18 protein-coding genes are annotated in these 22,734 nt (G+C 67.4%); 5 read left to right on the top strand and 13 right to left on the bottom strand.

Annotated elements, in window-relative coordinates:
* Positions 1 to 104: 104 nt before the first annotated feature.
* Positions 105 to 2,858 carry a TonB-dependent receptor gene (locus G4G00_RS16760; RefSeq protein ID WP_240336173.1) on the top strand — a complete coding sequence of 918 codons (2,754 nt, stop codon included), beginning with the start codon at positions 105 to 107 and terminating at the stop codon, positions 2,856 to 2,858.
* 42 nt (positions 2,859 to 2,900) lie between these two features.
* Here the strand turns inward: G4G00_RS16760 and ligD are convergent, their stop codons facing one another.
* The 3 genes from ligD to G4G00_RS16745 form a co-directional block, all read right to left on the bottom strand.
* Positions 2,901 to 5,360 carry a DNA ligase D gene (gene ligD / locus G4G00_RS16755; RefSeq protein WP_164275142.1) on the bottom strand — a complete coding sequence of 820 codons (2,460 nt, stop codon included), beginning with the start codon at positions 5,358 to 5,360 and terminating at the stop codon, positions 2,901 to 2,903.
* A gap of 3 nt (positions 5,361 to 5,363) precedes the next feature.
* Complete coding sequence (locus G4G00_RS16750) at positions 5,364 to 6,299, bottom strand: Ku protein (RefSeq protein WP_164275140.1); 936 nt, start codon at positions 6,297 to 6,299, stop codon at positions 5,364 to 5,366.
* 112 nt (positions 6,300 to 6,411) lie between these two features.
* A complete protein-coding gene (locus G4G00_RS16745) occupies positions 6,412 to 6,810 on the bottom strand; it encodes a hypothetical protein (protein ID WP_164275137.1) in 399 nt (132 codons plus the stop codon).
* Between the two features lie 143 nt (positions 6,811 to 6,953).
* Here G4G00_RS16745 and G4G00_RS16740 point away from each other — a divergent pair, with 143 nt between their 5' ends.
* Positions 6,954 to 7,277 carry a hypothetical protein gene (locus G4G00_RS16740; RefSeq protein ID WP_108747923.1) on the top strand — a complete coding sequence of 108 codons (324 nt, stop codon included), beginning with the start codon at positions 6,954 to 6,956 and terminating at the stop codon, positions 7,275 to 7,277.
* A gap of 142 nt (positions 7,278 to 7,419) precedes the next feature.
* Here G4G00_RS16740 and G4G00_RS16735 read toward each other — a convergent pair whose 3' ends face one another.
* The 4 genes from G4G00_RS16735 to G4G00_RS16720 all read right to left on the bottom strand — a co-directional run bounded on the left by G4G00_RS16735 (position 7,420) and on the right by G4G00_RS16720 (position 14,135).
* Positions 7,420 to 8,814: an ATP-binding protein gene (locus G4G00_RS16735; RefSeq protein ID WP_164275134.1), complete on the bottom strand. Its 1,395-nt coding sequence runs from the start codon at positions 8,812 to 8,814 to the stop codon at positions 7,420 to 7,422.
* Positions 8,807 to 9,523, bottom strand: coding sequence for a response regulator transcription factor (locus G4G00_RS16730; RefSeq protein WP_164275131.1), 717 nt, complete (start codon positions 9,521 to 9,523; stop codon positions 8,807 to 8,809). The genes G4G00_RS16735 and G4G00_RS16730 overlap by 8 nt, the downstream gene beginning before the upstream one ends.
* Before the next feature lie 58 nt (positions 9,524 to 9,581).
* Complete coding sequence (locus tag G4G00_RS16725; protein WP_205515572.1) at positions 9,582 to 11,900, bottom strand: TonB-dependent siderophore receptor; 2,319 nt, start codon at positions 11,898 to 11,900, stop codon at positions 9,582 to 9,584.
* 120 nt (positions 11,901 to 12,020) lie between these two features.
* On the bottom strand, positions 12,021 to 14,135 hold the full coding sequence (locus G4G00_RS16720) for a TonB-dependent receptor (protein WP_108751688.1): 2,115 nt from the start codon (positions 14,133 to 14,135) through the stop codon (positions 12,021 to 12,023).
* Between the two features lie 168 nt (positions 14,136 to 14,303).
* On the opposite strand from G4G00_RS16720, the gene G4G00_RS16715 reads away from it, so the two are divergent.
* From G4G00_RS16715 to G4G00_RS16705, 3 genes are all read left to right on the top strand, one after another.
* On the top strand, positions 14,304 to 15,506 hold the full coding sequence (locus tag G4G00_RS16715) for an amino acid aminotransferase (protein ID WP_108751687.1): 1,203 nt from the start codon (positions 14,304 to 14,306) through the stop codon (positions 15,504 to 15,506).
* Between the two features lie 345 nt (positions 15,507 to 15,851).
* Positions 15,852 to 16,868, top strand: a complete 1,017-nt coding sequence (locus G4G00_RS16710) for a class 1 fructose-bisphosphatase (RefSeq protein ID WP_108751686.1) — start codon at positions 15,852 to 15,854, stop codon at positions 16,866 to 16,868.
* A 108-nt stretch (positions 16,869 to 16,976) separates the two neighbouring features.
* Complete coding sequence (locus tag G4G00_RS16705; protein WP_108751685.1) at positions 16,977 to 17,684, top strand: 2OG-Fe(II) oxygenase; 708 nt, start codon at positions 16,977 to 16,979, stop codon at positions 17,682 to 17,684.
* 75 nt (positions 17,685 to 17,759) lie between these two features.
* Here G4G00_RS16705 and G4G00_RS16700 read toward each other — a convergent pair whose 3' ends face one another.
* The 6 genes from G4G00_RS16700 to G4G00_RS16675 form a co-directional block, all read right to left on the bottom strand.
* On the bottom strand, positions 17,760 to 18,122 hold the full coding sequence (locus tag G4G00_RS16700) for a hypothetical protein (protein ID WP_159093921.1): 363 nt from the start codon (positions 18,120 to 18,122) through the stop codon (positions 17,760 to 17,762).
* A 168-nt stretch (positions 18,123 to 18,290) separates the two neighbouring features.
* The gene (locus G4G00_RS16695) at positions 18,291 to 19,403 is read right to left on the bottom strand and encodes a PA0069 family radical SAM protein (protein ID WP_108751683.1); all 1,113 of its coding nucleotides are present in this window, start codon (positions 19,401 to 19,403) and stop codon (positions 18,291 to 18,293) included.
* A 210-nt stretch (positions 19,404 to 19,613) separates the two neighbouring features.
* Positions 19,614 to 20,357, bottom strand: a complete 744-nt coding sequence (locus tag G4G00_RS16690) for a pyridoxine 5'-phosphate synthase (RefSeq protein ID WP_108754964.1) — start codon at positions 20,355 to 20,357, stop codon at positions 19,614 to 19,616.
* A 9-nt stretch (positions 20,358 to 20,366) separates the two neighbouring features.
* A complete protein-coding gene (locus tag G4G00_RS16685) occupies positions 20,367 to 20,648 on the bottom strand; it encodes a hypothetical protein (RefSeq protein ID WP_108751681.1) in 282 nt (93 codons plus the stop codon).
* Positions 20,649 to 20,688: 40 nt separating this feature from the next.
* Entirely contained in the window at positions 20,689 to 22,149 is a 1,461-nt protein-coding gene (gene cls, locus G4G00_RS16680; protein ID WP_108760788.1) for a cardiolipin synthase, read from the bottom strand.
* Positions 22,150 to 22,317: 168 nt separating this feature from the next.
* Positions 22,318 to 22,731, bottom strand: a complete 414-nt coding sequence (locus tag G4G00_RS16675; protein ID WP_065200109.1) for a biopolymer transporter ExbD — start codon at positions 22,729 to 22,731, stop codon at positions 22,318 to 22,320.
* Positions 22,732 to 22,734 lie beyond the last annotated feature (3 nt).

The following is a 22,734-nucleotide window of genomic DNA, read 5'->3' as shown; positions in this document are numbered from 1 at the left end:
GATAAAGGGGCAGGCGCGGCGTAAGACACCACAGGGAACCGGGAAATCATCCGATGCGTCACCAGATCCGGGAAGCCGCCGTTGCGGCTCCCCATGCGAAGCTTTTGTCCCGCGCCGTGCATGCGGTGCTGATCGGCGGCCTGGCCGTGCTGCCCATCGACGCGATGGCCGAAGAGGCCGCCGATGGCGATACCCGCCAACAGCTGCAGCAGTTGGACACGGTGACCGTGACCGGCAGCTACGCCAAAAGCCTTGAGAAGGCCGTCGACCTCAAGCGCGCCAACATCGGTTTCTCCGATTCGATCGTGGCCACCGACGTGGCCGATTTCCCCGAACAGAACCTGGCCGAAGCGCTGCAGCGCATGCCCGGTGTCACCATCGAGCGCAACAAGGGCCTGGGCAGCAAGGTCAGCGTGCGTGGCCTGCCCAGCGAGTTCACCCTGGTGTCGATCAACAACCTGGCCACGGCCTCCGGCAGCGGTGGGCGTGATGTGCAGTTCGACATCTTCGCCGCCGACGTGGTGCAGACGGTGACCGTGCAGAAGTCGCCGACCGCGGCCGACGAGGAAGGGGGCATCGCCGGCTCGGTCTACATCGAAACCGCCAAGCCGTTCGACTATGCCGAACCGAAGTTCAGCGCCTCGGCCGAAGCCTCGCACAACTCGATCAACGGCAAGATCGATCCGAAGATCTCGTTCCTGGCCAGCGACACCTGGGGCGACTGGGGTGGCCTGGTGTCGTTCTCCAAGGCCAAGCGCACGAACCGTACTGATTCCAACTCGGGCATCAACTTCCGGCCGATGGGGCGCTTCCTGGAGGCGTCAGGCACGCGTGGCGCGCAGGCCGCGGCGGTGCTGGCGCGCGATGCGGGCATCATCGTGCAGGACCGCATGGACAAGGATGAAACCAGCCGCATCATCTTCCAGGACAAGGTCGGCGACCGCGTCTATCTGAACGAACAGGACCAGTGGGGTGCCACCGCATCGCTGCAGTTCAAGCCCAGCGATACGTTCTCGCTCAGCTTCGATGCCATGTTCGGCGGCTACGACACGCATGAGGACGAGTACGATGCGGCCGCCTATTCGGCCTCCAGCCGCAGCACGCTCGACACCATCCACGACTACGACAGCGACACCCTGTCGGCCTATGGCATCACCGTGCTGAAGGATGTGTCCTACACCGCCACCCAGCACGAGATCCTCAGCAAGGAACGCAGCGCCAACACCGACTATCGCCAGTTCAGCAGCAAACTGGACTGGAAGGTGGGCGGCTGGGATATCGACGCGCTGGTCGGCTATTCCGGCGCGCGCAAGGATTCGGACTACGCCAACCTGAAGCATGTGGCCTATGCGCCCTCGCGCACGCGCTGGACTGCCGATGGCGGCGAGACCGTGCCCAGTGCAGCCTCCAACGGTTTCAACATGTATGCCTCGCCGGAGAAATACGTGTTCGAGGCCTACGAAACCGAAGTGGAGAACGTGAAGGATGACAAGTACGCCGCGCAGCTCGACCTGCGCCGGCAGCTCAACCTGGCGTTCTTCCCCGCGCTCAACGCCGTGCAGTTCGGCGCGCGCTATACCGACAAGACCAAGGAACGCGCGTTCGGCAGCGGCAAGATCCAGGGCCCCAGCGCCGGCAGCGTGGCCTGGGTGAACACCCGCACCCTGGCCGACAGCAACCCGACCTGGATCAGCCAGCTGGCGCCGGGCGGCGGCTATCGCCCCAGCGATCTGGACTGGCAGCAGGTGTCCAACGCCTATGCACGCGCGACGTTCCGCTACCCCGGCTACAGCACGCCGATTGATCCAGGCCAGTACTACGAAGTGAAGGAGAAGACCCTGGCGCTGTACGCCATGGCCGATTTCTACTTCGATATCGGCCGGGTGCCGGTGTATGCCAACCTGGGTGTGCGCTCGATCGACACCGATGTGGATTCGGCCGGCTTCCACCCGGTGCAGAACGCCGATGGCAGCAACGGCTACACGCCCACGCCGATTTCCAGCAGCGGCGATTACAGCGATGTGCTGCCCAGTTTCAACATGACCGCCGAGATTGCCGATGGCCTGGTGCTGCGCGGCGCCGCATCGGAAACGCTGATGCGCCCGTCGCTGACCGACATCGCCTATCGCCGCACGGTCAGCTGGAGCAGCTTCCGCTTCATGGACGGCAACCCGGCACTGAAGCCGACCACCGCCCGGCAGTGGGAAGTGGGCCTTGAGAAGTACCTGCAGAACGGCGGGCTGCTGGCCGCATCGTACTTCTCCAAGAAGATCGATGGCGTGGTGCGGCAGTCGCTGACCGGCATCGTGCCCGGCGTGGAGAAGCTCAATGCCAACGGGTCGCTCGACGGCTACTACGACTTCGAGGTCTACCAGCCGGTCAATGCGGACGGTTCCTACAAGGTGACCGGCGTGGAGCTGGTGGCGCAGCTGCCGTTGTCGATGCTGCATCCGGCGCTGGAAGGCTGGGGTATCAATGCCAACTACACCCAGCTGGACAACTCGCTGACCGGCGCTTCGGACCTGGACATTCCCACCCCGCCGGAAGGCCTTGCCGAGAAGGCGTACAACTTCACCCTGTACTACGAGAACGATCGCTTCAGCGCGCGCGCCTCGTACAACTACAAGGACAAGTACGTCGAGTACATCCACCTGAACATGTACCCGGTCTACCGCGATGCCTACGGTCAGCTGGACGCGTCCATCGGCCTGCGCCTGAACGACACCTGGAAGGTGAACCTGGAAGCGATCAACCTGCTGGATGAAAAGACCAGCGGTTATACGATCAACAAGGCCTTCCCGACCCAGTACGAGTTCTCCGGACGCCGGGTGACCTTCGGCATCCGCGCGGACTTCTGATCGGCGCCGCAGTGATCTGGTAGCGCCGGGCGTGGCCCGGCGCTACCGATTACCGCCCGGCAACACCTGCTGCAACCGTTCGATGCCCTGCCAGGGGTCGGCCTTCAGCCGCTTCGCCCGGGCCAACGCCTTGGGCATCGGGAAGGCATCGGCAGCACTCACCCGCGCCAGCTCGTCCCAGCGCAACGGCACGGCGACGCCGGCGCTGTCGCGTGCCCGCAGCGACCACGAGCACACGCTGGTGGCACCGCGGGTGTTGCGCAGCCAGTCAATGAAGATCACGCCGCTGCGCTTGGCCTTGCTCATCGTCGCCACGTAGCGGTCGGGCTGTTCCAGCGCCATCGCCTGCGCGAAGGCCTCGCAGAATGCCTTGGCCTGTTCCCAATCGGCTTTCGGCTGCAATGGCACCACCACGTGCACGCCCTTGCCACCGGACAACCGCACGAAGCTCTGCAGGCCGACCTGCAGCAGGCGGTCGCGCACATCGCGGGCACCCGTCTTTACCTGCGCCCAGGACACACCGTCACCGGGGTCCAGGTCGAACACCAGCCGGTCCGGATGCTCGGGATCATCCACCGTCGCGCCCCACGGATGCAGCTCCAGCGTGTTCATCTGCACCAGCTGCAGCAAACCGCGCGCATCGTCGATATAGACGTAGTCCTCGCGCCCGCTCTTCTGCTGCAGCGGCACGGCATGCACCGCATCGCCCAGGCCCGCTCCGTGGTGCTTCTGGAAGAAGCAGGCCTTGCCGACGCCGTCCGGGCAACGCAGCAGTGACAGCGGGCGAGCGGCAATCTCCGGCAGAATCCAGCGCGCCATCTGCCGGTAGTAGTCGGCCACATCCCCCTTGCTGAGCTTCTGCCGCGGGTACACCACCCGCTCGGGATGGCTGATGGCTACCGCAGTGTCATCGCGCCCCGCAGCGGGCTGTGTCACGCCCAGGTCCTGCTTTCCCTTGTCGCTGCGCAGGCGCTTGAAGCTGGCCTGGCGCAGCAGTCCTTCCTTGCCCCAGCCACGGAAGGCGACCTCGGCCACCACCTGCGGCTTCACCCAGCGCACGCTGGACGCTCGCAACGGGACATGGGCGGGCAGTTCCAGCACCGGCGTCTTCACCGCCAAAGGCGCCAGCACGCTGCCCAGCCTCTTCAGGCTTGCATCATCGAAACCGGTGCCGACCCGCCCCACATAGCGCAGGCCGTCGCCATCGGGCGTGGCCAGCAGCAGCGAACCGAAGCCGACCCGGCTGCCCTTGGGTGCGGTGTGTCCGACGATGACGAACTCGTCGCTGTCTTCATGCTTCACCTTCACCCAGCTGCGCGCGCGCGTGTTCACGTAGGGCGCGTCCACCTGCTTGCTGACGATGCCCTCGAAGCCGGCGTCGCCACTGGCGGCGAACACCGCCGGCCCGTGGTCGAGCACGTGCTCGCTGAAGGCCAGCGTGCCCGGTTCCGTCCCGATCAGCTGCTTCAGCAAGGCCTTGCGTTCGACCAGTGGCGCACGACTGATGTCCACGCCGGCCACGCCGGGCAGGTCGAACACGATGTAGCGCAGCGGCTGCTTCGAACTGCCATCGATCACCCGCTGCAGGGCGGCGAAGTCGCTGCGTCCCTGTGCATCGAGCACCACCAGCTCGCCATCCAGGCGCGCATCGCGCACCGGCAGCGCGCGCACGGCCTGGGTGACTTCGGGGAAGTCGGCGGTCCAGTCCAGGCCATTGCGCGAGCGCAGTTTCACCTCGCCCTCGTGCAGGTCGGCCAGCAGGCGATAGCCATCCCACTTGATCTCATGCAGCCAGCGCTCGCCGTCGGGCGCGCTGTCGCGGTGGTCGGTCAGCTGCGGCTTGAAGCCGCGCGGGTATGCATGATCACGTGCACCGGCCAGCTTCAGCGCGCGCGCGTGCCAGCGCGCATCGGCCTTGCGTGGCGCGGTGGGTGTCGTGCCGCGCGTGCGGGCCACCGCGCGCGATGGCGTGGCTTCCTGCAGCAGATCATCGGCCTCCGCATCGCGTGCCTGCGCATCATCGCGCTTGATCAGCAGCCACTGCACCTGGCGGCCCTTCATGGCCGTGCGCACCAGCTTCCAGCCGCCAGCCAAGCGCTGCCCGTGCAGCACGAAGTCGATCTTGCCGTCGGCCAGGGCCTGCAGCGGGTCGCCTTCGCAGGCCCAACTGCCGTGGTCGAATACCTGCACATGGCCCGCGCCATAGTGGCCTTCGGGAATGTCGCCCTCGAAACCGGCATAGGAAAGTGGATGATCTTCCACCTCCACCGCCAAGCGTTTCTCGCCCACGCGCAGCGACGGGCCCTTGGGCACCGCCCAGCTCTTCAGCACGCCGTCCATCTCCAGACGGAAGTCGTAGTGGCGGGAGCTGGCGTGGTGCAGCTGGATGACGAACTGCGGGCGCCGCTTCGGGTTGCCGGCTGCCGGGGCATCGTCGGGCTCGGGTGTCTGCCCGCTGCCCCCGCCCAGGCGGCGCTTGCGGCGGTATTGGTGCAGGGACATGGCTCAGCCTGCCTTGCGGCGCGGCGCGGCCTTCTTCGTTGCCTTGCCGGTCTTGGCAGCGGTTTTCGCGGTCGCCTTCTTCGCCTTGCTGGCCTTCTTCGCTGGCGCCTTGCGTGCAGCGGTTTTCTTCGCCGGCGTGCGCGTGTTCGCATCCAGGCTCTTCTGCAGCAGCGCCATGAAGTCCACCACGTTGGTGGTGGCGTCCTCGCGCGGTTCCGGCTCTTCTTCCACGCGGGTGGTGCCGCCCTTGGATTTGATGCGCTTGTTCAATACCTGCTGCAGTCGCTCGCGGAATTCATCGTGGTACTGCGAAGGGTCCCAGTCGGCGGCCATCGATTCGATCAGCTGGCCGGCCATCGCCGTTTCCTTGGCGGTGATGCGGTAGTCGGCCAGGCTGCCGGTGGGCAGCTTGTAATCTTCCGGATCGACCAGTTCCTGCGGATAGCGCAGGATCATCAGCACCAGCGCATGGCCCTGCGGCATCACCGCACACAGGTACTCGCGGGTGCGCACCACCACCCGCGCAATGCCGGCCTTGCCGGTGTCGCGCAGGGTTTCACGCAGCAGCACGTAGCCCTTCTCGGCTTTCTTGCCAGGCAGCAGCAGGTAGGGCTTCTCGTAGTAGCGTGGATCGATGGCGTTGGCATCGACGAAGGTTTCCACTTCCACGGTTTCGTGGCTTTCCGGTGCGGCCGAGCGGATATCGCCTTCTTCCAGCACGACATAGCTGCCCTTGTCGTACTCGTAGGCTTTGACGATGTCCTTCCACGGCACTTCTTCGCCGGTATCGGCGTTGACCCGCTCGAAGCGGATCGGCTTTCGATCCCGTGAATCCAGCATGCGGAACTGCAGGTCGACCTTGCGTTCACCGGACATCAGCGACACCGGCACGTTCAGCAGGCCGAAGGAAAGGGTTCCGGTCCAGATCGGGCGGGCCATGGCGCGCACCTGCATAGCGGCGGGGCGCACAGCTTCCGTCGGCCGCCGTGAAACAGCCGTGTCGGGGCCGTGCAGGGCGGGTGGTGCAGGCGCGCGTGGGTTCGGTGCTGCATCACTGCAGCAATGGCCGCACCGCTGCCGTCGGAATGTGGTCCAGCGCGCGCCAGGCGTCTTCCACCACGGGGCGCGCCTGTGCCCAGCCCATGCGCGACTGCCCGCGCATCTGTTCCCAGTGCTCGGCCAGTTCCTCGCAGGTGTCGGCGGCATCGCCGCGTGGCCAGTCGGCGGCGTGGGTGGTCAATGCAAAGGCGTACACCGGGCACAGGTCACGCCAGTTGCGGTGGCCGTGGGCACGGCGGGTCTCGTAGTCGTTCAGCATGTACTGCAGGTAGTCCTGCCCCACGGCCTGCGGATCTTCATGGCGCCGGCTGCGACGTTGCGCCGGGCGCGGCGCGGCCGGGTCCAGCAGGGCGTTGAACACGGACGGGGCGGGGCGTTCAAGACGGGGCATGGCCGGCTCCTGCAGCGAGGCGGGAGGGCAGGAATACCGGCGGTGCCGTTATCCAGCCGTGACAGATATGTTCATGACGCCGGGTTCGCGGTTCCTTTACCCGCGCGGCGCTGTAGTGGACACCCCGTCCGCGGAGCACGCCCATGTCCAGCCGAGATCCCCTGCGCCAGACCCACACCCCGGTTCCGGGCGAACAACGTGCCAAGCATGATCTGGCCGATGCCGAAGACCGCGGCGCCGGCATGCCTGCCGAGCACGTGGACGCCCTGCCCGTGGTCCACCACCCTGAACAGGCAGCGCAGGACCGCAAGGACTGTGGCGACCGCCACCGGGGCGGGCAGGAGAGCCCGCTCAAGCGCCGCGAGCGCAAGCAGCACGCCAGCGACAACCAGGACCAGGCACTGGAGGAGACCTTCCCGGCCAGCGACCCGACCTCGCCGTTCGTGCCGGCCAAGGCACCGGATTGAACGCGTAGCGTCGAGCCTGCTCGACTGCTGTTGGTAGAGTCGAGCTTGCTCGACTGCTGTTGGTAGAGTCGAGCTTGCTCGACTGCTTCAAGACAGCCGAGCACGGCTCGGCTCTACAGAAGCCAGTCGAGCAAGCTCGACTCTACCCGGGCGCATGCGGCAGGGTGATGCGCACGCACAGACCGCGCCCCTCCTCGCCGTCTTCCAGCAGCAGTTCCCCACCGTGCGCCTGCACCACGGCCACGGCAATGCTCAGGCCCAGCCCCGTACCGCCATGCCGCGCGCTGCGCGAGGCTTCCAAGCGCTGGAACGGCTGCAACATGCGCGCGCGTTGTTCGGCAGGAATGCCTGGCCCTTCATCGACAATGCGGATGTGGATGGCCCGAGCATCGCTCCAGGCCTTTACCCAGGCGCCGCCGCCATAGCGCCCGGCGTTGTCCAGCAGGTTGGCCAGCGCGCGCTTCAGGCTGCGCGGGAAGCCGCGGTAGGCCACGCCCACCTGTCCCTGCAGCTGTACCGCATGCCCGGCCTCGCGTGCATCGTCCACCACCGTGCGCAGCAGGGCGTCGATATCCAGCGGCGCGCGTTCGCCGCGCAGCTGGGTGGCGCTGCTGTAGTCCAGGATCGAATCCACCAGCTCCTGCATGTCGTCCAGATCGGCACGCCAGCGCGTGCGCGCGCTTTCATCAGCCAGCAGTTCGGTACGCAGGCGCAGCCGGGTCAACGGCGAACGCAGGTCGTGCGATACCGCGGCCAGCAGCTCCTCGCGCGCCTGCGCGGCCTGCTGCAGCTGCTGCTGCATCTGGTTGAAGGCCTGCGCGGCCTGGCGGACTTCGCGCGGTCCCTCCAGTGGCAGCGGCGGTGCGTGCAGGTTGTGGCCCAGCGCCTGCGCGGCGGCGCCCAGGCGGGTGAGCGGGCGGGTCAGCCAGCGCACCACCAGCAGGGCCAGCAGCACGATCAGCAAGGTGCGCAGCCCATAGATGCGCAGCAGGTAGTCGCTCAGGGCGTGGCCCGGCTCCAGCTGCAGGCCGGCCTGGCCTTCGCGCACGTCGAACTGCAGCCAGCGGCCGGTGCTGCTGCGCACCCGCAACTGGAACTGCCCGGCCACGTGGCGGGCCGACAGCGCTTTGTCGTCCTCGCGTCCCTGCCCGTCGTACAGGCGCAGGTGCTGCAGGTGCAGTTCACGCGGCGCGCCCAGTTCGCTGGCCAGTGCGGCCTGCAGCAGGTGTTCGACCGCCCGGTCACGCGCACGCAGCGGCACCGGGCCACCGTCGTCGACCGCGTGCACGGTCAGGTCGGCGGTGGACAGCAACGCCGGGTCGGCACCGGCCAGTGGCGATCCCGGCGCTTCCAGCAGGCGCAGGCTCTGCGCGACGTGGGCGGCGGCCAGCCGCGCGGGAATCTCGGCCACGCGCTCGTAGCGGGCGTCATGCCAGATCGTGCCGGTCAGCAGCTGGGCCAGCAGCATGCCGGCCACCAGCACCAGCACCAGGCGGCCATACAGGGTGCGCGGCCAGCCCTGGCGCGGCTCAGCCATCGGCGTGCACCGGCCCGGCCAGGCAGTAGCCGCGGTTGCGCACGGTACGGATCAGCAGCGGCGCGCGGCTGTCGTGTTCCAGCATCTGCCGCAGCCGGCTGATGCACATGTCGATGCTGCGATCACTGGGCAGGCGGTCGCGCCCGTAGACCTGTTCCACCAGGTAATCGCGTTCCAGCACTTCGTCGGGGTGGCGCAGGAACAGCTGCAGCGCGATGAAATCCGTCTCGCCCAGCAGGTGGCGGCGGCCATCGTCGGCCTGCAGCTGGTGGGTGCGCGTGTCCAGGGTCCAGCCGGCAAAGCGCAGCCGCGTGGCCAGCGCCGCCGGTTGCGCCCGGCGCAGCACCGCCTGCAGCCGCAGCAGCAGCTCGCGCGGGTCGAACGGCTTGGCCACATAGTCATCGGCACCGTGTTCCAGCCCCAGGATGCGGTCGGCCGCGCGCCCGCGGGCGGTCAGCATGATCACCGGCAGCGCCGTGCGCGCACGCAACTGCTGGCACAGGGACAGGCCGTCCTCGCCCGGCAGCATCAGATCCAGCACCACCGCGTCGAAGCGCTGGCGATCCAGGGCTGCCCACATGGCCATCCCTTCGGCGGCAGTATCGGTGTGCAGGCCGTGCCGGCCCAGGTATTCGGCCAGCAGCGCGCCGATTTCCGGATCGTCATCGACGATCAGGATGCGCGCAGTGGCAGCGGCGTTGTCAGTCATTGCTGCATCTTCCCAGAAGCGGCGGCGCCCCGCAGTGCAGGCGCCGCCGTTGGTGGGATCAGAAGCGCGCACGCACGCTGAAGGTGGTGCTGCGCGGCTCGCCGAAGATCAACCCGTCGTAGAAGCCGTACTGGGTGTAGTAGGTCTTGTCGGTCAGGTTGTTCACGTTCACCGCCAGCTGCACGGTATCGGTCAGGGCATAGCGCGCCATCAGGTTCACCAGGGTGTAGCCGCCCATCGGCAGGTTGCTGGCGTCGTAGCGCCCACCGCCCAGCGGGCGGCCGGGGTTGGTCGACATCACCGTGCCGCTCTGCACCGACAGGCCACCGCCAACGGTCAGCTTCGACAACGCACCGGGCAGGGTCCAGGTGATGTTCAAGCGCAGCAGGTGGCGCGGGTCCTGCTGGTAGGACAGGCCATCGACCTGCAGCCAGGTGTAGCCGGCATAGACGTTCCAGCCCTGGGCCAGCCGGCCGCTGATTTCCAGGTCGGCACCCTTGGACTTCACCCCGTCCACCGCGCGGTAGATGGTCAGGCCGGTGTCCGGATGCACCTCGCCGGTGCTTTCGGCCACGTTGTTCTGCTCGTTGCGGAACAGGGCCAGCGCTGCGTTCAGTGCGCCGTCGGCCCATTCGCCCTTGATGCCGGCCTCATAGCTCTTGCCGGTCACCGGATCGAGCAGGGTGTCGTTGGCATCGCGCACGTTGCCCTGCGGGCTGAACACATCGGTGTAGCTCACATACGCCGAATAGTTCGCGGCGAAGTCCCAGACCAGGCCGGCGTACGGGGTGACGACCTGCTGTTCGCCAGTGGCCGCGCCACGGGTGCGCACGTCGGCCTGGGTGTAGGTCTGGGTATAGGTCTTGTAGTTGCTCAGCCGCGTGCCCAGCACCAGCGACAGCGGGTCGGCCAGGCTGAAACGACCGGCCAGGTAGCCGCCCAGGTTCTCGGTGATGGTCTTGCTGCGTGCAGGCGTGCGGAAGGTTTCAAAGCCCGCGTAGCTGCCATCCCAGCTGCGCCAGTCGGCGATCGGCAGGCCCACGGCGCGGTACTGGCAGCCGCTCCACGGCGCCACGCCGGCAATGGTGCAGTTGCCCAGCGCGGCGCTGAAGCTGTAGTCGGTGATCTCGCTGCGGTAGCCGTTGAAGCCCACCATCAGCTGGTGCTCGCGGCCGAACAGCTGCAGCGGGCCACTGGCGCTGATGTCCAGGTTGTCGCGGCGGGTTTCCGATTCGCTGTGGATCGCATTGAGGAAGGCGCCGCTGCCGTCCGGGTTCCAGAAGCCGGCGAAGCCCTGGTTGCGCGCGGCGTTGTTGACCTTGGCCACGCCGTAGTTGGTGAAGCTTTCACCGCTGTCGTGGGCGAACGCCACGCGCAGCGTCCAGTCCGCGCCCAGCCCCTGTTCCACGCTGCCGAACACGGTGGTGTTGTCCCGCTTGGCCAGGCTCCAGTCGGCGGCAGGATTGGTGCTGCGCGACAACTGCGCGCGGCTGCCGTCGGCCCACCAGATCGGCACGTTGCTGCCCCACGACGCGCCGCCGTTGCGGGTCTTTTCGTACTGCACGCCCAGGTTCAGCACGGTGGCGCTGCCCAGGTCGGCCTCGAAGCTGGCCAGCCCCGCCAGCCGCTGGATGTCTTCGCGCTGGCGGAAGGTGTCCGAATCCTCGGCACTGACCACGAAGCGGCTGCGCACGCGACCATCGGCGGTCAGCGGCACGTTCACATCGCCCATCAGGCGGCGCTTGTCATGGCTGCCGAGGGTGAGCGCGGCGGCGCCACCGAAGTCGGCGGTCGGCCGCTTGCGTTCCAGGTAGACCGTGGCCGAGGGATCGCCGGTGCCGCCCAGCAGGCCGTTGGCACCGCGCACCACCTGCACGTGGTCGTACAGATCCATGTTCAGCGCCGCGCCGCCGCCACTGAAGCTGCTGGCACCGTTCACCAGCATGCCGTCCACCTTGAAGTTGCCGATGTCGAAGCCGCGCGCGCGGAACGTGGTGCGGCCGGCGTTGTCCAGCGAATAGGTGGTGATGCCGGTGGTGCTGGTCAGCACGTCATCGATGGATTCGATCTGCAGATCGTCCATCTGCTGGCGGGTGACGCTGGTGACCGACTGCGGGGTCTGGCGCACGCTCAGGTCCAGGCCGATGGCGGCGCGGCTGACCGGCAGGGTGTAGCTGTCGGCCTGCGACTGGCGGCGCGCGGTCACTTCCAACCCGTCCAGGGTGGTGGGGTTGGCATCGGCCGGGGCCTCGGCATGGGCGGCCAGCGGCAGCGCCAGCGCGACGGCCAGGGCAAGGGCGCGGCGCAGGCCAGGCGCATGCGGGCACGGCAGAACAGCGCGCGGCAGGCCCGCGCGGGTGAGGGCATCGGCAGTCACAGGGGGAGTCCTTATCGGAGATTCAAATGGGATCGATTCCCATTTGCGTCATGATAGCGACGCCGTCCTGTGTTCCTGCGTGTGGGAATGTAAGCGTGTGTAACGGGCCGCGCTGCGCGCTCAGCGCCACGACCACTGCAGGCCGACGCTGGCACGGCGGTCCGGGCCGGGTTCGAAGAAGCGACCGTTGCCATCGTTGACGATCACCGAGCCGATGTAGCGCTGGTCCAGCACGTTGTCCAGGCGGGCGAACGCGCGCAGATCGCCACTGGCCAGCGACCAGCGGTGGCCAGCTTCCAGGTTCAGCACGACGTAGCCGGGCGCCCGTTCGGTGGCCAGATCGTTCACCACCACGTCGCTGCTGGCGGTGCCTTCCAGCGCCCACTGCCAGGCACCGGGCGACCACTGCAGGCGCGCATAGGCCTGCTGGCGGGGCACGCCGGGCAGGCGGCTGCCGGCACGCACTTCGGTATCGGGCACGCTGCAGCCGCTGCCGGCACAGGCCAGGTAGCCGGACCGCACCTGCGCCTGCAGCCAAGTCCAGGCCACCTGCAGTTCCAGCTGTTCGGCCAGCGGCTGCCGGTACTGCAGTTCCACGCCCTGGCGGCGGGTGCGGCCGATGTTGCGGTAGGTGCTGCGGCCGTTGGTGTTGCTGGCCACCGCCAGTTCGTCATCGGTGTCGGCGCGGAACACGCTCACGTCGAACTGGGTGCCGTTCTGCGCATGCCACTTGCTGCCCACTTCCAGGTTGCGGCTGCGCGCGGCGGCCAGGTCCAGCGCCAACCCGGCCTGGCCATCGGCGCGGTAGCCCAGTTCGTTGAAGGTGGGCGTTTCGAAACCACGGCCCACCGCCGCATGCAGGCGCCACTGTGGCGTGGCCTCGAAGCTGACCCCGGCCACCGGGGTAGTGGCCTGGTAGCGGCGGCGACCGCTGTCGTCGGGGTTGCGGCCAACGATGTAGTGGTCGTCCGACTCGAAGCGCACCGTGCTGTGGCGCACCCCGGCCAGCAGCGACCAGCGCGGGCTCCACTGCCACCAGGCCTGGGCGAACTGGTCCACGTTCTGCACGGTGTCGCGCTGGTCGCGGCGCAGCGCACCGCGCACGCCCAGCGTGCTGCCGATGAAGTTCTCGTAACCAGTGCGGTGCTGGCGCTGGCGGTCGGCATTGGCGCCCACCACCACGTCCAGCGGGCGACCGGCCAGATCGCCGCGCCAGCCCCAGCGCGCGTCCACGCCGCCGTAGTTGCCGTCCAGATCGATCACCCCGCCGGCGTGCAGCGGGTTGGCCTGCGGGCCCGGCGGAATGGCCAGGTACTGGGTCACCTCGCGCTGCCCGCCGTATCCCATCAGCTGCCAGCGCTGGGCGCCGGTCTCACGGGTCCAGCGCAGCCCGGCCTGCTGCTGGCTGACCGATTTACGGGTGTTGTACTGCGTGGCCACGGACGTGGCCTGGCGCGGATTGGCGGCCACCTGTGCGCGGGTCAGGCCCAGCGGGTCCTGCGCGTCGGGCGCGTCCAGCGCGTTCAGCAGCAGCTCCAGGCGGCCACCGGCCAGCTCGCCGCCGATGCGCGCGTTCAACGATTCGCGCCGGGCCCGGCTGTGGTCGCGCCAGCCGTCTGTGCGGAAGTGGTTGGCGGCGATGTTGTAATCGATGCCGGCACTGGCGCCACGCAGCTGCGCACCCACGCTCAGGGTGTTGTCGGCCCCGGCATTGACCCGCAGCCGCCAGGGATCGCCGGCCTGGCCCTGCGCGCTCCAGACCTGCAGCACGCCACCGGATGAATTGCCGTACAGCGCCGAGAACGGCCCCCGCAGCACCTCGATGCGCTCGGCACCCAGCAGGCTGGCATGCGACAGCTGGCCCTGCCCGTCGGGCATGGTGGCCGGCACGCCATCCACCACCACGCGCACGCCGCGCACGCCGAAGGTGGAACGGGCGCCGAAGCCGCGGATCGACAGCTGGGTGTCCTGGGCGAAGTTCTGCCGGTCACGTGCCAGCAGCCCCGGTACGCCGGCCAGCGCCTCGGAAAGCTGGGCACTGGCGCCGCTGCGGTCGTCGTCCACCCAGACCGTGTCCTGGCTGGCCGGCAGCGCGAACGGGTCGATGCCCTGTACCCGTGCGGCCTGCACCTCCACCGTGGGCAACGCGGTGGTGGTCTGGGCCTGCGCCACGGCGGCAGCCGGCAGCAGGGCGATCAGCAGGGGCAGGCGGCGACGCGCCACGGGCTCGTTCATTGTTCAGCTTCAACCACGGGGGGAAAACAACACGGCATGGTACGGGCTGCAGCGTGACGATGAGCGCCGCGCCGGTGGCACGCTTTGTTACGATGGGACGGTTGCGGCCGACGGCTGCAACCACGCGACCCGCGCTTCTTCTCCCCCTCATATCGAACGAGTACCGCCGTGTCCTTCTTTGCAAACGTGGAACTGGTCCCGGGCGACCCGATCCTGGGCCTGACCGAGGCGTACAACGCCGACAGCCGCCCGACCAAGGTCAACCTGGGTGTAGGCATCTACTACGACGAAAGCGGCCGCATTCCGCTGCTGCGTGCCGTCAAGCAGATCGAGCAGCAGCTCGCCACCGAAGCAAAACCGCGCGGCTACCTGCCGATCGACGGCCTGCCGGCGTACACCCAGGCCACCCGTGAACTGGTGTTCGGCAAGGACTCGCCGCTGCTGGACGCCGGCCGCGTGGCCACCACCCAGACCGTGGGCGGCAGCGGTGCGCTGCGTGTCGGCGCTGACCTGCTGAAGAAGCTGCTGCCGCACGCCACCATCGCCATCAGCAACCCCAGCTGGGAAAACCACCGCGCGGTGTTCGGTGCGGCCGGTTTCGAGGTGGTGGAATACACCTACTTCGACGCCGCCACCCATGGCGTGAACTTCGACGGCATGCTGGCCGACCTGCAGACGCTGCAGCCGGGCACCGTGGTGCTGCTGCACGCCTGCTGCCACAACCCCACCGGCGCCGACCTCACCGTCAGCCAGTGGAAGCAGGTGGCACAGCTGCTGAAGGACCGCCAGCTGTTCCCCTTCATCGACATGGCCTACCAGGGCTTCGACAAGGGCATCGAGCAGGACGGCGCGGCCGTGCGCATCATCGCCGAAGCCGGCATCGACAGCTTCATCGTCGCCAACTCGTACTCCAAGTCGTTCTCGCTGTACGGCGAACGCGTGGGCGCACTGTCGGTGGTCGCCCCGACCGCCAACGACGCCAAGGCCGTGCAGTCGCAGATCAAGCGCATCATCCGCACCATCTACTCCAGCCCGTCCACCCACGGTGCCGCACTGGTGGCTGGTGTGCTCAACAGCCCGGAACTGCGCGCGCTGTGGGAACAGGAACTGACCGAGATGCGCGAACGCATCCACGCCCTGCGTGGCGGTCTGGTGGAAAAGCTGGCCGCCGCCGGCGCGCCGCAGTTCGGTTTCATCAACCAGCAGGCCGGCATGTTCTCCTACTCCGGCCTCAGCCGCGTGCAGGTCGAGCGTCTGCGTGACGAGTTCGGCATCTACGCCGTCGGCACCGGCCGCATCTGCGTGGCCGCACTGAGCCAGAACAACCTGGAATACGTCGCCAAGGCCGTGGCCACCGTCGCCAAGGGCTGAAGCACCGCTGCACATGCTTGAAAACAGAGGCGCCGAAAGGCGCCTTTGTTTTTTGCTCTGCCTTTGCTCCTGCCTTTGCCACACCCTCCGCGCTCGCGGCGAACCCTGAAGCCCGCGGGAGGGACAGGCTGCGCGGGACCGCAGGCGCCAAGGATGGCGCCTACGAGCCCCCATGGATGGGTTAACGGCGTGTCCCGCGCAGCCTGTCCCTCCCGCGGGCCTCGATAGAAAGACGGCGCCGCACAGCGCAACGCCGTTGTAATCGATTTCCCCTCAAACCAATCACGCACGCGCCGCGCGCAGCAGCGACAATAGCCGTTTCCCCGCTGCCAAGGCCCGCCCGCCATGTCCCGTACTTCGCTGACCCGGTACCTGATTCAAGAACAGCACGCCGGCCGCATCAACGCCGACCTGCGCCAGCTGATCGCCGTGGTCGCCCGCGCCTGCACCAGCATCTCCATCGCCGTCAGCAAGGGCGCCCTGGGCGGCGTACTGGGCGATGCCGGCACCGGCAACGTACAGGGCGAAGCGCAGAAGAAGCTGGACGTGATCAGCAACGAGATCCTGCTGGAAGCCAACGCCTGGGGCGGCCACCTGGCCGCGTGCGCGTCGGAAGAAATGGACCACAGCCAGCCGGTGCCGGACATCTACCCGCGTGGCGATTTCCTGCTGCTGTTCGATCCCCTCGACGGCAGCTCGAACATCGACGTCAACGTCTCGGTCGGCACCATCTTCTCGGTGCTGCGCTGCCCCACCAATGTCGAACTGCCGGGGGATGATGCCTTCCTGCAGCCGGGCAGCAAGCAGATTGCCGCCGGCTACTGCATCTACGGGCCCAGCACCCAACTGGTGCTGACCGTCGGCCATGGCACCCACGCCTTCACCCTGGACCGCGAAACCGGTGAGTTCGTGTTGACCACCGCCAACATGCAGATTCCCGCCGCCACCCAGGAATTTGCCATCAACATGTCCAACCAGCGCCACTGGGAAGCTCCCATGCAGGCGTACGTGGGCGATCTGCTGGCCGGCAAGGAAGGCGCGCGCGGCAAGAACTTCAACATGCGCTGGATCGCCAGCATGGTGGCCGACGTGCATCGCATCCTGACCCGCGGCGGCATCTTCATCTACCCGTGGGACAAGAAGGAACCAGGCAAGGCCGGCAAGCTGCGCCTGATGTACGAAGCCAACCCGATGGGCCTGCTGGTGGAACAGGCCGGCGGCGCCGCGTGGACCGGCCGCGAACGCATCGTCGACATCCAGCCCGAGCATCTGCACCAGCGCGTGCCGGTGTTCCTGGGTTCGCGCGAGGAAGTGGCCGAAGCGGTGCGCTATCACCAGGAGCACGACGCGAAGAGCGTCTGACGGCGGCCATCCCTACGGCGGTCATGGCACAACGATGACATGACCGCAGGGTGACAGCAGCGGCGGCAAACGGCACCATCAGGCCCTTGCCGCCGAAGGAATGTACGCATGCACGAGCCGGGTCCGGTCGATTTCATCGAAGTCATCCACAACGCCGTCCCCAGCGACGTCTGCGCCGCGATCGTCGCCCGCATGCGCGCCAGCCAGCACCTGAAACCCGGCGCAGTGGGCAGCGGCGTGTTCCCGGAACTCAAGCGCAGCAAGGATCTGCGCATCAGTGGCGCGGAGGGCTGGAAGGATGTGGACAGCGCGCTGCAGCAGGCGGTTTTCGCAGGACTGTTGACTTATCTACGTCGTTATCCACAGGCGTTGATCGCGCCCCTGATGTTGCAGATCCAGGACAGCAGCGGCCAGCCGCGCCGACTGTCGGCCGAGGATTTCCCCGACATGGCGCAGGAACAGCTGGCCGACCTGGCCCGCACCTGCCTGCGCCCGGGTGCCATCAACCTGCAGTGGTACGCGGCGGGCGAGGGCGGTTACCCGTACTGGCACTGTGAGCTGTACCCGAAGGACCCGCAGGCCGAGACCCTGCACCGGCACGTGCTGTGGACGCTCTACCTCAACGATGAGTTCGAGGAAGGCGAAACCGAATTCCTGTTCCAGGGCCGCAAGATCGCACCGCGCACCGGCAGCCTGCTGATCGCGCCGACAGCGTTCACCCATACCCATCGTGGCAATCGGCCGCAGGGTGGCGACAAGTTCATCGCGACGAGTTGGATCCTGTTCCAGAGCGCGCAGAAGCTGTTCGGGGGCTGACGACGCCGTAGAGTCGAGCTTGCTCGACTGCGCTTTGCTGCTCTTTGCGGCGCGCTCAGTCGAGCAAGCTCGACGCTACAGGGCCAGCGCTACGCCCACGGCGATGAGTACGATCACCAGAACGGGCACTACGTAGCGCAGCAGCACGCGGTTGAGGCGCTCGGCCGATCGTTCGTCGTCCTGCACGCGCTGCAGCAGCGTCTGCCGGTCCAGATAGCAGCGGTCGGTCGCCACGACCTCGACCAGGCCGTCGTCGATCATGTCGTACACCACCTCTTCCAGCTCCACGTCGAAGGCGGCCAACGGAATCGAGGTCGCCGGCGAAAATGCCTGCCGCTGTTCGAAGTACTCCAGTACCTGGCGATGCTGCGCCTGCATCCAAGGATGGGTGTTGGCAGCGGAAGCGGCGATCGCTGCGGCAAGTGCGCCATCGTTCACGGGCATCTCCTGTCCGGCCCTTCATGGGCCTCGCCCCGATTCTTGGCCGAAGCAGGGCGCCGCGTCCACCCCGTAGCGTCGAGCGTGCTCGACTGCTTTCATCATCAGTCGAGCAAGCTCGACTCTACCTCGACTGCTTTCAACTTCAGTCGAGCAAGCTCGACTCTACTAAAAGAGCGTTCCCTGCGGCGATTCCTTCTGCGGCGGCAACGGCTTCAGGAACCGGCTGCAATCCAGCTTTGGCCAATGGCTGTTCTGCGCATTGAAACCCAGCCGCTTGCGCGCCAGTTTGAACCGGTTGTTCAACAGATCCGCATACACGCCCTGGCCGCGCATGCGCGTGCCGAACTGGCTGTCGTAATCCTTGCCGCCGCGCAACTGCTGGATGGTGCTCATCACGTGCGCGGCGCGGTCGGGGTGGTGGGTTTCCAGCCAATCGCGGAACAGCGGTGCCACTTCCAGCGGCAGGCGCAGCAGCACGTAGCCGGCGGTGCTGGCGCCGGCGTCATGGGCGGCCTCCAGCACGGCCTCCAGCTCGCTGTCGTTGATCCACGGGATCACCGGCGCCACCATCACGCCCACCGGAATGCCGGCCTCGTGCAGGCGTTTCATCGCACGCAGGCGTGCATGCGGTGCCGATGCGCGCGGTTCCAGCTTGGCGGACAGGTGCAGGTCCAGCGAGGTGACCGAGAAATGCACGCTGACCAGGTTTTCCGCCGCCAGCGGTGCCAGCAGATCGATGTCCCGCTCCACCAGCGCGTTCTTGGTAATCAGCGAAAACGGATGCTTCGTTTCCAGCATCACCTCGATCAGCTGGCGGGTGAGTTTCAACTTGCGTTCGATCGGCTGGTAGGCGTCGGTGTTGATGCCCAGCGCGATCGGCTGCGGCACGTAGCCCGGTTTCGCCAGCTCCTTGCGCAGCAGCTGCGGCGCGTTGGTCTTGGCGAACAGCTTGGTTTCGAAGTCCAGGCCCGGCGACAGGTTCAGATAGGCGTGCGAGGGCCGCGCGAAACAGTACGAGCAACCGTGCTCGCAGCCTCGGTAGGGGTTCACCGACTGGCTGAACCCCACGTCGGGGGAATTGTTGCGGCTGATGATGCTGCGCGCGGTCTCCGCACGCACTTCGGTGCGCAGGCGGGGGGCGCTGAACTCGTCGCTTTCGTCTGGCGCCCAGCCGTCATCGATGGCCTCACTGACCGTGCTTTCGAAGCGGCCGGCCAGATGCGAGGTGGAGCCGCGACCCTTGATGGCGGCGTGGGCCTTGAGAGGCAGGTGCTGCATGTCGCCCTCCGGCCGTTGCTGGGCCGTTAGTATTATTGCTAACCACAGGCGGCGCAAGCGGCGGGAATTCACGTAGCTGTAGGCGTACAGGCGAATCCCGGTGCAGGTTGACCCCAAGGTTATCCACAGGTTTCACGGGGCAGGCGCAGCCGAACGCCGTGGCAATCCAGAAGCCTGGGCCACGGCGGTCTCAACAACTGCGACCAGGGTTTACAGCAGGGCCAGATAGCCCTTCACGGTGGCGTCCAGGCCGTCGTACAGCGCCTCGCCGATCAGCGCGTGGCCAATGGACACTTCCAGTACCTGCGGCACGGCCGCCAGGAAATCGCGCAGGTTGTCCTGCGACAGGTCATGGCCGGCATTCACCCCCAAACCGACCGCCTGGGCGCGACGTGCGGCGTTGGCGAACAGCTCCAGCATGGCGCGCGCGTCGCCGGCGGCGTGGGCTTCGGCGTATGGGCCGGTGTACAGCTCGATGCGATCGGCACCAACTGCGGCGGCCTGTTCCAGCAAGGGGTTGCCGGCATCCACGAACAGGCTGACCCGGCAGCCCATGGCTTTCAGCTCGGCCACCAGCGGGCGCAGGCGCTCGCCGTCGCGTTCGAAGTCGAAGCCGTGGTCGGAGGTGATCTGCCCATCGCCGTCGGGCACCAGGGTGGCCTGCGCCGGCCGGGTCTGCGCGCACAGCGGCAGCAGACCCGGGTAACCCTCGCGCGGCGGCGCGAAGGGGTTGCCTTCAATGTTGAACTCGACGCCGCGGGCGCGGGTCAGCGTGGACAACGCCAGGACGTCCTCGGCGGTGATGTGGCGGCGGTCGGGACGCGGGTGCACGGTAATGCCATGCGCACCGGCATCCAGGCAGGCCTGGGCGGCGCGCACCACGTCCGGTTCGGCACCGCCGCGCGAGTTGCGCAGGACGGCGATCTTGTTGACGTTGACGCTGAGCTGGGTCATGGAACGGAACTACGGGGTCGGGGAAGGGGGATCGTGCGGTTCGCGCGGGGCGTGCCCTTGCGAGGCATGCGCCTGGGGGGCCTGCTCGCGCAGCCGGCGCACCTGTTCGGCGTCGACCAGGGTGGACGGGTCGCGCTGCAGATCGCCGAAGCGGGCCACGTAGCGGCCACGCACCCAGGCCAGCAGGAAGGCCAGCGCCGCCAGCAGGGCCAGCGACATCAGCCCCATGTGCGGGGTCTTCAGGGCGAAGGCGAAGCAGCCCAGCGCCAGCAGCAGGTACAGCCAGTACATGTGCGATCTCCCGCAGGTCAGGCGGCAGTGTAGCGCTGCGTTACAGCAGCGGCGAGGCCAGCCGCGCGAACGCCTCGGGCAGGCGGTGCAGCCACAGCGAACGGGCCGCCTGGTCCTGTACACGGCTCGAGCGGTCGAATTCGGCCTGCAGCAGCTCGGCCAGCGCAGCCACCCGGTCGCGGTCGCTGATCATCATCGACAGTTCGAAATTCAGGCGGAAGCTGCGGTGGTCGAAGTTGGCGCTGCCGACGATGCAGACATCATCGTCGGCAATGAAGGCCTTGGTGTGCAGCATGCGCGGGCCGTATTCGTAGATCTTCACCCCGGCATGCAGCAGTTCGTCGAAGTACGAGCGCGCGGCCTGGGTGACGAACCAGGAATCGCTCATCTTCGGCACCAGCAGGCGCACGTCCAGCCCGCCCAGTGCGGCCGAGGTCAACGCCATGCGCGCCGCTTCGCCGGGCACGAAGTAGGGGGTGACCAGCCAGACCCGTTCGCGCGCTTCCTGGATGGCCGCCACATGCAGGCGGTGGATGGTTTCCCAGCCCGAATCGGGGCCGGACACCAGCACCTGTGCATCGATGCTGCCATCGCCACGCAGCGGCATGTCGGCCGGCCACAGCCGCGCGATGTCGAAGCGCGAGGGTTCCTGGCCGCTGGCGTACAGCCAGTCTTCCACGAACACCAGCTGCAGGCTGCGCACCACGTGGCCGGCAATGCGCATGTGCAGGTCACGGTAGGCGTTGGGGTTGCGGCTCTCGTCTTCTTCGTCGGTGATGTTGATGCCACCGGTGAAGGCCAGGCGTCCATCGACCAGCACCAGCTTGCGGTGGGTACGCAGGTTCAACCACGGCCGTTTGAAAGGTTTCAGCAGCTGCCGCGGATGGAACCAGATGGCCTCGCCGCCGGCATCCAGCAGCGGCTGCAGGAAGCGCCGTGGCAACGACGACGAGCCCACCGCATCGAGCAGCAGGCGCACCTGCACGCCGGCCCGTGCACGTTCTACCAGGGCATCGCGCAGCGCCGTACCGGCATGGTCGGGGCTGAAGATGTAGTACTCCAGGTGCACGTGGTCGCGCGCCTCGGCGATGGCCTGCAGCAGGGCTTCATAGGTGGCCGCGCCATCCACCAGCCAGGTCACTTCGGTGGCGGTGCTGGGCGCCAGGCCGGTGGTCGCCTGGGCCACCTTGGCCAGTTCGGTGCAGCCGGCATCGGGCGGACAGACATCGCTGTAGTGCTCCATGCCCGAGCGCGCGCGGCCACGGCGCAGGCGCTGCCGTTTCACCTTCTGTGGGCCCAGCAGGTAGTAGATGAAGAGGCCCAGGTAGGGCAGCAGGGCCAGCGACAGGATCCAGCTGAGCGTGGCGACCGGTTCGCGCTTCTGCAGCATGATCCAGCCGGCCAGTGCCAGCAGGTAGAGCAGGTAGGCCACGGCCAGGATCGTGCCCAGATGGGCGATGCCATCGAGCCAGACGCGCAGGGAATCGAAGAGGGCGAGCATGCGCCGATGATAGCGGGCGGGTGCGTGGTGGTGGGGTCAGAGCCCCCGGGGTCGGATCCCTTCCCGCAGGGAAGGGCTCTGACCCCACCCCCGGGCACAAAAAAAGACGCCCCTGTCTCCAGGGGCGTCTGCAGTCGCGTCATGACTGTTGTGCTGCGGTATTGCGTATTACTGCTGCACGAAGCCGATCTTCTTCATCTGAGCATTCTTCGCGGCGGCCAGAACCTTGGCCATCACGTCGTACTCGGAATCCGGGCTTGCATCGATCCGCAGTTCCGGCTGGTTGGTCGGGTCACGCTGGACCTCCTGTTCCATCCGCTGCTGCAGTTCGTGCGTGCTGATCGGGCTGTTGTTCCACGAGACCTGGTTGCTGGCGTCGATCTTCAGTTCGATCGGCGGCGGCGGTTCGACCAGCTGCGGCGGTGGGTTGAGCACGCGCTGCGGCAGATCCACGGCGATCGGGTACGTCATGATCGGCGCGGTCACGATGAAGATGATCAGCAGAACCAACATCACGTCCACCAGGGGCGTCACGTTGATGTCAGCCATGGGGCCTTTGCCACCACCACTACTGAATGCCATGGC

The sequence above is a fragment of the Stenotrophomonas sp. B1-1 genome (genome assembly GCF_010894375.1).
Classification (GTDB): Bacteria; Pseudomonadota; Gammaproteobacteria; order Xanthomonadales; family Xanthomonadaceae; genus Stenotrophomonas.
Note: the sequence above shows the minus strand (reverse complement) of the source record. Positions and strands in the feature narration are given on the sequence as shown.